The organism is Lelliottia sp. EB106-05-01-XG201 (genome assembly GCF_058791735.1).
The window spans coordinates 1,204,069-1,216,733 of record NZ_JBYTDV010000001.1; the positions used below are offsets into that span (position 1 = coordinate 1,204,069).

The following is a 12,665-nucleotide window of genomic DNA, read 5'->3' on the forward strand; positions in this document are numbered from 1 at the left end:
TCTAGCGGAGGGTAAGTGAAGAACGCACTGCATCAGTCAGCCTTGAAACGCGCAGCGGCCTGGACCGCGCTGTTTGCGATCCTGCTGATCGTGGTGGCACCTCTCATTTCCATTTCGCTGCAAAAAGATCCCATGAGCGCGATGCCAGGGATGCACCATGATATGAGCCAGGTGTCGATGGCAGAGCATCATGGCGAGACGTCGCACTCAATGCCGCTCGATCACGCCGAAGCCTGTGGCTATTGTGTGCTTCTGGCCCATGTGCCGGGCGTGATGCTGGCGCTGATTGTGCTGCTGTGCGCGGTATTGCTGCGCCAGCGCGTGAAACCACCGCGACAGGCGGTCAGTCACTGGCATTTTTTCCCCTGGTTGTATCCTGATACCCGCGCTCCGCCGCTGCTGTCTGCTTTTTCCCTGTAAACCATAAAGAATGCGCTTTTGCGCATCGATAACGTTTTGCCTGCACAAAGGAAAAGTATGACTGCTATTACGCCACGCGCAGCATGGGGAAACCTGCTGCGACGCCTCCATTTTTATATCGGGTTGTTTGTCGGCCCGTTCATTTTTTTCGCTGCGCTGACGGGGACGCTCTATGTGGCGACGCCGCAGCTCGAAAATCGGCTGTATCAACATGCGCTTCATACCGACACCGTCGGGGAAGCTCAACCGCTGGCTGAACAAATTGCGGCGGCAGAAAAAGCGATTGGGAAAGACCTGCGCCTGCAGGCTGTCCGCCCGGGGATGATAGCCGGGGAGACCACGCGGGTGATGTTTGCCGACCCGATGCTTGGGCCGTCGGAAAACCGGGCGATTTTTATCGATCCCGTGAGTCTGGAAGTCCGCGGTGATATGACAGTCTACGGCACCAGCGGGATTTTGCCGCTGCGCCAGAAGATTGATTATCTACACAGCTCGCTGATGCTGGGCGATGTCGGGCGTTTGTACAGCGAGCTGGCCGCCTCCTGGATGTGGATCGCTGCACTCGGCGGGATAGCGCTGTGGTTTTATACCCGTCCGAAGCGGCGTATTAATAACCGATTCCAGAACCGCCGTCGTGTGCACGTCGCGCTCGGCTGGGGGCTGCTGGGCGGAATGTTACTGTTTTCAGCCACCGGGCTGACCTGGTCGCAGTGGGCGGGTGGAAACGTCGATAAGCTGCGTACGGAGATGAACTGGCTGACGCCGCAGGTCAACACTCAGCTGCGCGGTCCTGCGGCAGAAGCCGATCCTCACGCCGAACATCGCGGGCATCACGACGGGATGATGATGCCTGAAATGGCGATGGATCTGACGCTGTTTGATAACGTCCTGCACGCGGCGAGAAATGCCGGGATTGATGCGAACAAGCTCGAAATCCGCCCCGCGAAAAGTTCAGACAAGGCATGGACCGTCACTGAGATCGACAGGGGCTGGCCAACGCAGGTCGATGCCGTGGCCGTTGATCCGCACTCGATGCAGATCCTCGATCAGACGCGTTTTGCGGACTTCCCGCTGATGGCAAAACTAACGCGTTGGGGCGTGGATTTCCATATGGGGATCCTGTTTGGCCTGGTGAATCAGCTGGTCCTGATCGTCTTCGGCGCAGCGCTTTGCGTGTTGATCGCATGGGGATATCGGATGTGGTGGATGCGTCGTCCGGCGCACGCTGCCGGGAATCCGGTGCTCACGCTGTGCCAATGCTGGCTGGCACTCCCCGCCAGCGGGCGAGGAGTGACACTGTTTATCAGCGTGATGCTGGGAATGATGATGCCGGTGATGGGGTTCAGTCTGGCCTTTTTCGTGCTGATTGACTGGCTGCGCTGGCGCGCGCAGTCGATTCTGTCCCTGTCTGAATCCACCAAATAATGGCCTAAGGCGTGCTGATGACTACCGCAACGCGGCGGTTTTCAGCGCGTCCTTGTGAGGTTGCGTTACTGGCGACCGGGTACTTTTTACCTAATCCCTGCGTGGTGAGGTTGCTGCGCGGGATATTGGCCCCTTTCGCCCAGGCATCTGCCACGACGTTAGCACGTTTCAGCGAGAGAGATTCGTTGTAACTCTCTTCACCGTAGTTGTCCGTATGTCCGTCCATGCGCGCGTGGACCAGGCCCGTTGCGGCCAGTCTGGTCGCCATGGTCTGGATCTGCTGCTCGCTCTCAGGTCGTAGCTGGTATTCGTTTTTACCAAACAGGATTTTGGCCGACAGGCCGAGGGACCAGTCGCCGTTCATTTCGTTAAAACCGTAGGATTTCATCGCCGCGATCTGTTCTGCGTTGAATTTACCCTGAGGCGGGGCCTGGCAGCCTGCCAGAATCGTTGAGGCCAGTAAGACTGGAGCGAGATATCGCCTTAACATAACGTGTTCCTTTTTTTACGAAATTAATGTCGGACGCTGGTGTTTCACCTGATACATATTGCGGTCGGCTTGCTCCAGTAATGCCTCAACGGAGGTATTTTCCCACGCCAGAGCAAAGCCTATGCTGAGTGACATTTTTGCCGTATGCCCGTTGTGCAGGTCGTAGGGCAGAAGGAATTTCTGCGAAAGCGCAGTGCAGATCTGCTTAACGTCTTCCGGGGAGTGAATGCCGTAGAGGATCATGGCAAATTCATCGCCGCCCAGACGGTAAGATTGATAACGTTTCCCGCCAAACTCCACCATACGGCTGGCCACTTCAATCAGCACGCAATCGCCCGCCGCGTGACCCCAGGTATCGTTGATCTGCTTAAAGTTATCGCCATCCAGGAACAGCAGGGCGGAATTCATTTGGGCGGAAGAGTCGTTCATCAGCGCCGCAATGCTGCTGCGAAAAGCGGCGCGGTTCGCCAGCCCGGTCAGCGGATCGTGCATCGCCGTGCGCATCAGCTGTGCGTTTCGCGCCTGTAGTTTGAGCTGCCACTCTTCCATTTCATCGAGCAGGCTGTTGAAGTCCAGACCAAAACGGTGAAACTCTTCGATGCGCTCGTCTTCTACACGACGCGCGAAATTACGGTTCGTTTTGACGTCATGCACCACGTCGGTGATGTTTTGCAGGGCCGTGACGATCCCGTCATGCAAAGAGCGGGTGATGGTCAACGCCACAAAGGCGGCGAAGAGAATACATCCCGTCAGGACGGCAAATGAGGTCAGGATGAAGTGGCTGATCAAGCTGTCGCGCGCGGTAATGCGAACTTCCCCGATAACCTTGCCGTTATGCATGACGGGCTGGGTTGCCGGGACAGGGAACAGCCAGCGGCTGACCAGGGGGCTCAGCGTGTCGGTATTCTCGTCAGGGTTCCACGACCAGTAGGCAAACTGATTACGGCGGGCGTCGAGCACCTCGGCGACGGAAAACTGGCCCTGTTTCCCCAGCGTCGCGAGCGTTTCGCTGGCGGCAGTCGCATCATTAAAGACTAACGACGCTTCCAGGCTGCGGCTCATGGTGGCGCTGGTTAATTCGAGATTTTTTTGCGCATATTGTTTCAGCGTCACAACCGAAGCAATACACAATAATAACCATATTAGCGTCATGGTGATAACCACGCTAATCATGCTAATACGCTGCAGCGTTCTTTTAAACGTTGGGCGTGGCGTTGTAGAAAGTTCCTTATTCATGCTTCTTATTCCGGGCAAGCATTAACACATCCGGATTCACTCTTACGCCACTGCGAGACAGGGCATCCAGATTGACGGAGAATCTCACTGTTTCTTCATTAATTATCAGGCAGAAAGCACTGCCAATAATGCATTTCGGGTTTTGTTCGGCGATTAATAGTAACGCCCGGCCCTGATAATTCCTGAATAATTGAAGTTGATTAGCAGGCGATTCATTTCCAAAATAAACGGCATCGCAGGTGGCATTTAATGCCTCAGTCTCATTGTGAACAATCAGCGGAACGTAGGGTAACGCCGCAGAGTCGCTGTCGCTGAGCGCCTGTGTAAAACGGGACGACGAGAAGATGCAGAGCTTGGGCTGGCCAGAAAGCGACGGCCAACGGGTGTAGCTGACGATGCCAGAAACGATGGAACGCACTGACTTGTCTTTTTCTGTCATGGCTGCCGCGAAAGTCTGTCCGCCGACAAGGCATAACATGAGCGCCAGAATGAGGTGGCACAAAGGGAACGTAAAAAAATGTCTCACCAGAATCCGCCATACCGCTCTGGAAATATATGTCCTTAAATATTGCGGGCAGAATACCATTGTTTACCTGAACAGTCATTATGTGGAATTTTTGGTGACTTAAGTTAAATCTTATTCGCAACTAAATGAAATGGTTATGTTATTAAATTAATTAAGCCGTGAGCCGCGCATCCCTTCATCCATTCCATTTTGCCAGGATTTGCGTAACAGGTCTGCATTTTCTGTCGTATCGCAGCTTGCAGGAAATACTTTCCCGGATACTCCCCAGGCGTAGACAAAATCCTCAGTGCATATTTTTTTCTGCCCGTCGGCATAGCCACGCAGGTATTCGTTACGATCAACGTCAGGATCGTTGAAATTATCGGCGAGGGTTTCGTTACTTTTGATCGACACGCCATTCATGGCATCTTCTTTACCGGCCGTGAACCAGCTGGTGCCCGTCCAGGTGGGCTGGAAGGTGTAGGGGTTAATCTGACAGCCTGTCAAAAATAGTGCCAGCAAGGCGAAAACCGTTGGACGCATAATCATTCTCCTTTTTCTTGAGCATAGCCTGGCAAGAGAGAATCGTTGTGTAATTTTAAGTTTACGGATTAATCGAATGTTTTTTGCCTTAAAGCGCCCATTGTAACGTAATGTTTACGTATTTTGGATTGAAATCTTTACTCGATGTGATATTGTGTGTTCACCTCATCGAGGAAACCACTATCGCAAACGAGCATTACAGGATCGCCATCATGCAAAAAGACGCGCTGAACAACGTACATATTACCGACGAACAGGTTTTGATCACGCCCGATCAGTTGAAGCAGGAATTCCCGCTGAGCTCTGAACAGGAAGCGCAGATCGAGCACTCCCGCCAGACTATCTCCAACATCATTGCCGGTCGCGATCCGCGTCTGCTGGTGGTATGCGGGCCTTGCTCCATACACGATCCTGAAACCGCGATTGAATACGCTCGTCGATTTAAAGCATTAGCAGAGGAGGTCAGCGATAGCCTCTACCTGGTCATGCGCGTCTATTTTGAAAAACCTCGTACCACCGTGGGCTGGAAAGGGTTGATTAACGATCCGCACATGGATGGCTCGTTTGATGTGGAAGCCGGTCTGAAGATTGCGCGTCGTCTGCTGGTGGAGCTGGTGAACATGGGGCTGCCGCTGGCGACTGAAGCACTCGATCCGAACAGCCCGCAATACCTGGGCGATCTGTTTAGCTGGTCCGCGATTGGTGCGCGCACCACAGAATCACAGACTCACCGCGAGATGGCCTCTGGTCTGTCGATGCCGGTTGGGTTTAAAAACGGCACTGACGGAAGTCTGGCAACGGCGATCAACGCCATGCGCGCTGCGGCGATGCCGCACCGTTTTGTCGGGATCAACCAGGCCGGCCAGGTTTGCCTGCTGCAAACTCAGGGCAACCCGGATGGTCACGTGATCCTGCGCGGCGGCAAAGCACCGAACTACAGCCCGGCGGATGTTGCGCAGTGCGAAAAAGAGATGGAACAGGCGGGACTGCGCCCGGCTCTGATGGTAGATTGCAGCCATGGTAACTCCAATAAAGATTACCGTCGCCAGCCTGCGGTAGCGGAATCCGTTGTCGCGCAAATCAAAGATGGCAACCGTTCGATTATCGGTCTGATGATTGAGAGTAATATCCACGAGGGTAATCAGTCATCCGAACAGCCGCGCAGCGCCATGAAACACGGCGTTTCCGTCACGGATGCGTGCATCAGTTGGGAAGCGACTGACGCGCTGCTGCGTGAGATCCACAAAGATTTGAACGGCCAGCTGGCGACGCGTCTGGCTTAAGAGGTTTGTTATGGTTGCAGAATTGACCGCACTACGCGATCAAATTGATGAGGTGGATAAGGCGTTGCTGGATTTGCTGGCGCGCCGGATGTCACTGGTTGCTGAAGTCGGGGAAGTCAAAAGTAAATACGGTTTGCCGATTTACGTGCCAGAGCGCGAAGCGTCGATGCTGGCATCCCGACGTCACGAGGCCCAGTCGATGGGCGTTTCTCCCGATCTGATTGAAGATGTCCTGCGTCGCGTGATGCGTGAATCCTACTCCAGCGAAAACGATAAGGGCTTTAAAACCCTCTGTCCGTCGCTGCGTCCGGTGGTGATCGTCGGCGGCGGCGGTCAGATGGGGCGTCTGTTTGAGAAGATGCTGACGCTTTCTGGCTACCAGGTGCGCATTCTTGAAAAAGAAGACTGGGCGCGTGCGCCAGAGCTGATGGCCGATGCGGGCATGGTGATCGTCAGCGTGCCGATTCATGTGACCGAAGAGATTATCGGCAAGCTGCCGCCTCTGCCGGAAGATTGTATTCTGGTGGATCTGGCCTCCGTGAAGAACGGACCGCTGCAGGCGATGCTGGCAGCCCATAACGGACCGGTGCTGGGCTTGCACCCGATGTTCGGTCCGGACAGCGGCAGCCTGGCGAAACAGGTTGTGGTTTACTGCGACGGTCGTCAGCCGGAAGCATACCAGTGGTTCCTGGAACAGATTCAGGTGTGGGGCGCACGTCTGCACCGCATCAGCGCGGTAGAGCACGATCAGAACATGGCCTTCATTCAGGCGCTGCGCCACTTTGCGACCTTCGCTTACGGCCTGCATCTGGCGGAAGAGAACGTGCAGCTGGAGCAGTTGCTGGCGCTCTCCTCGCCGATTTACCGCCTGGAGCTGGCGATGGTCGGGCGTCTGTTTGCCCAGGATCCGCAGCTGTATGCGGACATTATTATGTCGTCAGAGAATAATCTGGCGCTGATCAAACGCTACTACCAGCGCTTTGGTGAAGCGATAGCGCTGCTGGAGCAGGGCGATAAGCAGGCCTTTATCGACAGTTTCCGCAAGGTTGAGCACTGGTTCGGCGATTACGCGAAGCGCTTCCAGAGCGAGAGCCGAACCCTGTTACGCCAGGCGAACGATAGTCGCCAGTAATCCGATGATGTATATACTAAAAGCCAGCACTGCTGGCTTTTTTCATTTTGGGGATTTGTCATGGCTGAACCGCAGGTTTTATTCGATTACACCGGGCACTTACCGGAATGCCCGACCTGGAGCGAGAGCGAGAATGCGCTCTATTGGGCCGATATTCTGGAAGGCGAAATCCATCGCTATCATCTCTCTTCTGGTCAACACTCTGTTCTCTCCTTCCATGAAGAGGTCGGCTGTTTTGCCTTACGCGAAAAGGGCGGGTTTATCGTCGCGATGCGTAACGCGATCTGGCTGACGGATAAGCATGGCCTGCTCCAGCGTAAAGTCTGCGATAACCCGTCGAATCCTCAGCTGGCTCGTTTTAACGATGGCGGAACCGATCACCTCGGGCGTTTTTATGCCGGCACGTTTTGGGGGCCGGGCGATTACAACGGCGCGATGCTGATGCGCATTGATAACGACCTGACGCCGAAAGTGATCCAGTGTGATATTCACGGGCACAACGGCCTCGCGTTTAGTCCGGACAAACGGTGGATGTTCACCTCCGACACGCCGAATCGCGTGATCTACCGTACTCCCCTGAATGAGCAGGGCGAGCCGGGGACGCGTGACGTTTTTCGCCGGTTCGGGGAGGGCGAAGGAATTCCTGATGGGGCAGCGATGGATGTCGAGGGCTGTTACTGGAGCGCGTTGTTTGATGGCTGGCGTATTGCGCGATTCTCACCGCAGGGCGAACAGCTGGAAGAGTATCGCCTGCCGGTGCGTTGCCCGACGATGGTCTGTTTTGGCGGCAATGAGATGAAAACGCTGTTTATCACCACTACGCGCGAAAATATGGATAGTCAGGAAGTGGCGGACTATCCGCTCTCCGGGGCGATCTTCACCCTGCCCGTCAGCGTGGCAGGGATGAAGAAAAGCCGGTTTGTCGAACGTTAAACCGGATCGACCGGCACCACGTTTTCGCCCGGATAGCAGCCCAGTACTTTCATTGAGCGGGTGATTTCGCCCAGTTCGCGCAGGGCGTTCTGCATGGACGTTGATTTCAGGTTGGCCTGGATATCGAGATAGAACATCTCTTCCCACGGATTTCCGTTAATCGGACGGGATTCCAGCTTGGTCATGATCAGATTGTGATTACGTAACACCAGCAGGGCTTCAACCAGGGCACCTGCCTGCTGGCCGGTTGCCATCAGCAGCGTTGTTTTCGCCGGAACCTGATCGGACACATCAATCGCCTTACGCGCCAGTACCACGAAGCGGGTAATGTTCTGCGTCTGGTTCGCGAGGTTGCGCTCCAGAACCTGCAGGCCATACAACGCACCGCCCGCTTCGTTGCCGAGCGCGGCAACACGTGGAGAGTTCGCCTGCGCCACCTTTTCCATCGCCGCTGAGGTGCTCTCGGTGTACTCAATTTTCCAGTGCGGGTAGCGATTCAGGAACTGGCTACACTGCTGGAACGGCTGCGGATGGCTGTAGACCGTATCAATCTGGCTGAGATCGGTTGAGCCAGAAACCAGTACGCAGTGATCAATCGGAATGTTCAGCTCGCCAACCAGCGACAGGCTGGTGTGCTGGAGCAGGTCATAGACATCGTTAATGGCGCCGGAGCTGGTGTTTTCGATCGGCACGACGGCGTAGTCCGCTTGTCCGGTTTCGACCTGATTAAAGATATCGGCAAATTTCGCGCAGCCGCTTTCAATGAACTCTTCGAAATGGCGGGCGGCATACTGGCGCGCCGCCAGATGCGAGTAAGAGCCTTTTGGTCCGAGGAATGCCACGCGCGCGGAGTGCGGATTGGTTTTATTCAGATGTTGTTGCAGCAGCGCTTGCTGGGTCAGGACGGAATCTTCGATGATCAGCTGGAACAGGCGAGTGATGTAGTGGGCATCAAGATGGTGTGCTTTACCCAGCTCGATCAGGCGCTCCAGCAGATCGCGCTCACGATCGATGTCGCGCACCGGGCGGTGGGAGTCCAGCTTGGCTTTGCCCACTTCGACCGCGAGGGTACGGCGTTCGGCCAGCAGCGCCAGCAGTTTTTCATCCAGTGCGCTGATTTTTACTCGCAGATCCAGTAACGGGTTTTCCGATGTCATAGCGTTGCCTATTTTCGTTTATTGTTATCAATAAAAAAGGCCCCCCGGTGTGGGAGGCCTTGTTGTTCGTCTTCGCATTCTTTATCACACGACGAAACGCCTCCCATTCAGGGGAAGGTAAAAAAGAATGCGAAGAAAAACGGAGTGTGTGTCATGAGTTCATCCTGTGATTGAGACCTTTAAAGTACCCGTACTGTTTTCATCCTGTCAATAAAAAACGCGCCCGGAGGCGCGTTAGCGGGACACTCAATTTAAAGGATTACTCTTCTTCAACTTCTTCGGCATAGCTTGCGTCTTTCACCGAGGTGGTGGCACGACGGGCTTCGCCTTTGTGTTGCACTTTATTGAGCTGCCGTTCCAGCTTGTTGATCAAATCGTTGATAGCGGTGTACATATCTTCGTGTTTCGCGCTGGCGACCAGATGGCCGTTAGGAGTATTGATAGTTGCGTCAGCGGTAAAACCCTGTGGTTCCTTAGACAGAATGATATGCGGGTTAATCAAATGAGTTTGCCATTTATCCAGTTTGGCGAGACGGTCTGCGACGTGCTGGCGGATTGCCGGAGTAATTTCCATTTGTTTACTGGTAATGTTCATTGTCATAAATTTTACCTCTTGTCTTTCCGTCTTGGTGATTCCAGCATACCTGTCCTAATGTCAAAATGTGTGATCTAAATCACGTTATTTTGTCACTTTTTGTCAAGGAAGCTTTTTTGTGAGGAAAGACAGGAACAGGCGAATTTTACCTTGTCGAACTCAGGAATTGCGGCCATAGTTGATAGGATTGGTCGGTACGAAACCGCTTCTGCGAGTGACCATAATGGATAAAAAAACGGCAGCCCTTGGGCTGCCGTTTTGCATTTGGGGAACGATCAGGTATTGCTGCTGTTAGCGGCAATGATCTTCGCGACTTTTTCAGCCTGCGCGTTCATCTGCATCTGACGGTATGCGTTTTCCATCAGCTTCAGGCCATCGCGAGTGGCCTGGGTATCCGGGTAATCACGCAGCATGCCTTCGACGCGGTTAACCACGGCAACCCATGCACCACGACGCGTGTAATACTCCGCGACGGAGTACTCATATTTGGACAGGCGATCTTTCAAGAACACCAGACGCTTGGTGGCATCGGTGATGTACTGACTGTTCGGATAGCCACGCACCAGCTTGGAGAAGTCATTGAAGGCGTCACGCGCGTGCTGCGGGTCACGGTCAGAACGATCAACACCGAAGAAACCCTGCAGGGCACTGTCATCCAGAGCCATGTTGGTTAGGCCGCGCATGTACATGACATAATCGATGTTCGGATGAGTCGGGTTCAGACGGATGAAGCGATCGATGGCAGCCTGAGCCAGCGGCAGATCGGCATTTTTGTAGTAGGCGTAGATGAGATCTAATTGTACCTGTTGGGAATACGGACCAAATGGATAACGATTATCCAGCGCTTCCAGTTGCGTTATCGCCTGTTTCCAGTTACCGTCCTGCAGTTTTTGTTGTGCAGTCGCATAGATTTCATTCGGCGGATTGTCAGGGACCTGTTCATTTGAACCGGAGCAGCCCACCAAAGCCAGGCTCAACGTGGCCGCTGCCACCAGATATTTCATGCGCGTCATGACGTTTTGACTTTCCTCAAATGTTTGTCCGGGAGAATCTCTTTCCTGCTCCCGATTAAGACCAGCTACAATAGCACACTATATTATACGGCAAAGCCGTAAAACCCAACGTTAAACGAAGAAGCAGTCTATGGCACAACGAGTAGAACTCACCGCAACAGTCTCCGAAAATCAGCTCGGTCAACGCTTAGATCAAGCTTTGGCCGAAATGTTCCCTGATTATTCGCGTTCACGCATAAAAGAATGGATTCTTGACCAGCGCGTGCTGGTTAACGGCAAAGTATGGGACAAGCCAAAAGAGAAAGTGTTAGGTGGGGAAGCCGTCGCCATCAATGCTGAAATAGAAGAAGAAGTCCGCTTCGAGGCGCAGGATATCCCGTTAGAAATCGTCTATGAAGATGACGACATTCTGGTGATCAACAAACCGCGCGGCCTGGTCGTGCATCCTGGCGCCGGTAATCCTGATGGCACCGTACTGAATGCGCTGCTTCATTATTATCCGCCGATTGTTGACGTACCGCGTGCGGGCATCGTTCACCGTCTGGATAAAGACACCACCGGTTTGATGGTGGTCGCGAAAACCGTTCCTGCCCAGACCCGTCTGGTGGAGTCGCTGCAGCTGCGTGAAATCACCCGTGAATATGAAGCCGTGGCGATTGGTCACATGACGTCCGGCGGCACGGTAGAAGAGCCGATCAGCCGTCACCCGACCAAGCGTACCCATATGTCGGTGCATCCGATGGGGAAACCTGCGGTAACGCACTACCGCATCATGGAACATTTCCGCATTCATACGCGCCTGCGTCTGCGTCTGGAAACGGGCCGTACTCACCAGATCCGTGTGCATATGTCCCATATCACCCATCCGCTGGTGGGCGATCAGGTTTACGGTGGCCGTCCGCGTCCGCCGAAGGGCGCATCGGAAGAGTTTATCAGCACCCTGCGTAAATTCGACCGCCAGGCGTTGCATGCAACGATGCTGCGTCTCTACCACCCGATCACCGGTATCGAAATGGAATGGCATGCGCCAATCCCACAGGATATGGTCGATCTCATCGCTGCGATGCGCGCAGACTTTGAAGAACATAAGGATAAAGTGGACTGGTTATGACCAAACTGATTGTCCCGGAGTGGCCAATTCCTGCAGGCGTGGCAGCCTGTAGCTCAACCCGTGTGGGTGGCGTGAGCCACGATGCATGGGCGTCATTGAATCTGGGGGCTCACTGCGGTGATAACCCTGAAGACGTTGAAGAGAATCGCAAGCGCATGTTTGCGGCAGGGAATTTGCCGTCAAAACCCGTATGGCTTGAGCAGGTGCACGGCAAAGACGTGTTGAAGCTGACGGGGGAACCCTATGCTTCTAAACGTGCCGATGCGTCCTACAGCAATACGCCCGGGACAGTCTGTGCCGTGATGACCGCCGACTGTTTGCCGGTTCTGTTTTGCAACCGTGCGGGCACCGAAGTGGCCGCAGCCCATGCCGGATGGCGGGGGCTGTGCGCGGGTGTGCTGGAAGAGACGGTCGCCTGCTTTGATGATGCTCCAGGCAATATCATCGCATGGCTCGGTCCGGCCATCGGTCCGATGGCTTTTGAAGTCGGCCCTGAAGTGCGGGAAGCCTTTATCGAACAAGATCCGCAAGCCGTCAGCGCGTTCCAACCGACAGGGGATAAATATCTGGCCGATATCTATCAGCTTGCCCGTCAGCGTCTGGGCAATGTCGGTGTGACGCAGATCTTCGGTGGCGATCGCTGTACCTTCACCGAAAAGGGTGATTTTTTCTCTTATCGTCGCGACAAAACCACAGGTCGTATGGCAAGTTTCATTTGGCTGATATAACCTAACGAATCAAGACGATCCGGCACGCGCCGTTTTCTTTTCGCATAATTCAGGTCATTAACCTTGAATAATTGAGGGATGACCTCATTTAATC

The 12,665-nt window shown here is 54.3% G+C and carries 15 protein-coding genes and 1 other annotated feature; of the genes, 7 read left to right on the forward strand and 8 right to left on the reverse strand.

What is annotated here, in order from left to right:
- The first annotated feature begins 15 nt into the window (after positions 1–15).
- Both AC3WS9_RS05620 and AC3WS9_RS05625 read left to right on the forward strand, forming a co-directional pair.
- Positions 16–420: a DUF2946 domain-containing protein gene (locus AC3WS9_RS05620; RefSeq protein WP_492487211.1), complete on the forward strand. Its 405-nt coding sequence runs from the start codon at positions 16–18 to the stop codon at positions 418–420.
- Between the two features lie 57 nt (positions 421–477).
- Positions 478–1,845: a PepSY-associated TM helix domain-containing protein gene (locus AC3WS9_RS05625; RefSeq protein WP_492487213.1), complete on the forward strand. Its 1,368-nt coding sequence runs from the start codon at positions 478–480 to the stop codon at positions 1,843–1,845.
- Between the two features lie 4 nt (positions 1,846–1,849).
- Here AC3WS9_RS05625 and AC3WS9_RS05630 read toward each other — a convergent pair whose 3' ends face one another.
- The 4 genes from AC3WS9_RS05630 to AC3WS9_RS05645 all read right to left on the reverse strand — a co-directional run bounded on the left by AC3WS9_RS05630 (position 1,850) and on the right by AC3WS9_RS05645 (position 4,619).
- Positions 1,850–2,335: an OmpA family protein gene (locus AC3WS9_RS05630; RefSeq protein ID WP_285144988.1), complete on the reverse strand. Its 486-nt coding sequence runs from the start codon at positions 2,333–2,335 to the stop codon at positions 1,850–1,852.
- Between the two features lie 15 nt (positions 2,336–2,350).
- Positions 2,351–3,571 carry a diguanylate cyclase DgcN/YfiN gene (gene dgcN / locus AC3WS9_RS05635; protein WP_492487215.1) on the reverse strand — a complete coding sequence of 407 codons (1,221 nt, stop codon included), beginning with the start codon at positions 3,569–3,571 and terminating at the stop codon, positions 2,351–2,353.
- Positions 3,564–4,010, reverse strand: a complete 447-nt coding sequence (gene yfiR / locus AC3WS9_RS05640) for a regulatory sequestration protein YfiR (RefSeq protein ID WP_492487216.1) — start codon at positions 4,008–4,010, stop codon at positions 3,564–3,566. The genes dgcN and yfiR overlap by 8 nt, the downstream gene beginning before the upstream one ends.
- A gap of 234 nt (positions 4,011–4,244) precedes the next feature.
- Positions 4,245–4,619, reverse strand: a complete 375-nt coding sequence (locus AC3WS9_RS05645) for a DUF2799 domain-containing protein (RefSeq protein WP_492487218.1) — start codon at positions 4,617–4,619, stop codon at positions 4,245–4,247.
- 212 nt (positions 4,620–4,831) lie between these two features.
- On the opposite strand from AC3WS9_RS05645, the gene aroF reads away from it, so the two are divergent.
- From aroF to AC3WS9_RS05660, 3 genes are read left to right on the forward strand one after another with little or no spacing between them, the layout of a single operon-like run.
- Entirely contained in the window at positions 4,832–5,902 is a 1,071-nt protein-coding gene (gene aroF, locus AC3WS9_RS05650; RefSeq protein WP_282494236.1) for a 3-deoxy-7-phosphoheptulonate synthase AroF, read from the forward strand.
- A gap of 10 nt (positions 5,903–5,912) precedes the next feature.
- On the forward strand, positions 5,913–7,034 hold the full coding sequence (tyrA, locus tag AC3WS9_RS05655) for a bifunctional chorismate mutase/prephenate dehydrogenase (RefSeq protein WP_492487220.1): 1,122 nt from the start codon (positions 5,913–5,915) through the stop codon (positions 7,032–7,034).
- Positions 7,035–7,094: 60 nt separating this feature from the next.
- The gene (locus tag AC3WS9_RS05660) at positions 7,095–7,967 is read left to right on the forward strand and encodes an SMP-30/gluconolactonase/LRE family protein (RefSeq protein ID WP_492487222.1); all 873 of its coding nucleotides are present in this window, start codon (positions 7,095–7,097) and stop codon (positions 7,965–7,967) included.
- Here AC3WS9_RS05660 and pheA read toward each other — a convergent pair.
- The 4 genes from pheA to bamD form a co-directional block, all read right to left on the reverse strand.
- On the reverse strand, positions 7,964–9,124 hold the full coding sequence (gene pheA / locus AC3WS9_RS05665) for a bifunctional chorismate mutase/prephenate dehydratase (protein ID WP_282494239.1): 1,161 nt from the start codon (positions 9,122–9,124) through the stop codon (positions 7,964–7,966). The genes AC3WS9_RS05660 and pheA overlap by 4 nt on opposite strands.
- Positions 9,125–9,154: 30 nt before the next feature.
- Positions 9,155–9,280 (reverse strand) — a sequence feature (Phe leader region).
- A complete protein-coding gene (gene pheL, locus AC3WS9_RS05670) occupies positions 9,232–9,279 on the reverse strand; it encodes a pheA operon leader peptide PheL (RefSeq protein WP_261628237.1) in 48 nt (15 codons plus the stop codon). (Overlaps the previous feature by 48 nt.)
- 103 nt (positions 9,281–9,383) lie before the next feature.
- Positions 9,384–9,725 (reverse strand): ribosome-associated translation inhibitor RaiA, encoded by a 342-nt coding sequence (gene raiA, locus AC3WS9_RS05675; RefSeq protein WP_095282963.1) that lies wholly within the window; start codon positions 9,723–9,725, stop codon positions 9,384–9,386.
- A 269-nt stretch (positions 9,726–9,994) separates the two neighbouring features.
- Positions 9,995–10,732 (reverse strand): outer membrane protein assembly factor BamD, encoded by a 738-nt coding sequence (gene bamD, locus AC3WS9_RS05680; RefSeq protein WP_095282962.1) that lies wholly within the window; start codon positions 10,730–10,732, stop codon positions 9,995–9,997.
- A 130-nt stretch (positions 10,733–10,862) separates the two neighbouring features.
- Here bamD and rluD point away from each other — a divergent pair, with 130 nt between their 5' ends.
- Positions 10,863–11,843, forward strand: coding sequence for a 23S rRNA pseudouridine(1911/1915/1917) synthase RluD (rluD, locus tag AC3WS9_RS05685; protein ID WP_282494240.1), 981 nt, complete (start codon positions 10,863–10,865; stop codon positions 11,841–11,843).
- Entirely contained in the window at positions 11,840–12,571 is a 732-nt protein-coding gene (gene yfiH / locus AC3WS9_RS05690) for a purine nucleoside phosphorylase YfiH (protein ID WP_285150021.1), read from the forward strand. The genes rluD and yfiH overlap by 4 nt, the downstream gene beginning before the upstream one ends.
- The last annotated feature ends 94 nt before the right edge of the window (positions 12,572–12,665 follow it).

Excerpts from the sequence above, each read along its gene's own strand:
- AC3WS9_RS05625 (WP_492487213.1), top strand. The coding sequence starts at position 478 with ATGACTGCTATTACGCCACGCGCAGCATGGGGAAACCTGCTGCGACGC.
- AC3WS9_RS05630 (WP_285144988.1), bottom strand. The coding sequence starts at position 2,335 with ATGTTAAGGCGATATCTCGCTCCAGTCTTACTGGCCTCAACGATTCTG.
- dgcN (WP_492487215.1), bottom strand. The coding sequence starts at position 3,571 with ATGAATAAGGAACTTTCTACAACGCCACGCCCAACGTTTAAAAGAACG.
- yfiR (WP_492487216.1), bottom strand. The coding sequence starts at position 4,010 with ATGACAGAAAAAGACAAGTCAGTGCGTTCCATCGTTTCTGGCATCGTC.
- AC3WS9_RS05645 (WP_492487218.1), bottom strand. The coding sequence starts at position 4,619 with ATGCGTCCAACGGTTTTCGCCTTGCTGGCACTATTTTTGACAGGCTGT.
- aroF (WP_282494236.1), top strand. The coding sequence starts at position 4,832 with ATGCAAAAAGACGCGCTGAACAACGTACATATTACCGACGAACAGGTT.
- tyrA (WP_492487220.1), top strand. The coding sequence starts at position 5,913 with ATGGTTGCAGAATTGACCGCACTACGCGATCAAATTGATGAGGTGGAT.
- AC3WS9_RS05660 (WP_492487222.1), top strand. The coding sequence starts at position 7,095 with ATGGCTGAACCGCAGGTTTTATTCGATTACACCGGGCACTTACCGGAA.
- pheA (WP_282494239.1), bottom strand. The coding sequence starts at position 9,124 with ATGACATCGGAAAACCCGTTACTGGATCTGCGAGTAAAAATCAGCGCA.
- raiA (WP_095282963.1), bottom strand. The coding sequence starts at position 9,725 with ATGACAATGAACATTACCAGTAAACAAATGGAAATTACTCCGGCAATC.
- bamD (WP_095282962.1), bottom strand. The coding sequence starts at position 10,732 with ATGACGCGCATGAAATATCTGGTGGCAGCGGCCACGTTGAGCCTGGCT.
- rluD (WP_282494240.1), top strand. The coding sequence starts at position 10,863 with ATGGCACAACGAGTAGAACTCACCGCAACAGTCTCCGAAAATCAGCTC.
- yfiH (WP_285150021.1), top strand. The coding sequence starts at position 11,840 with ATGACCAAACTGATTGTCCCGGAGTGGCCAATTCCTGCAGGCGTGGCA.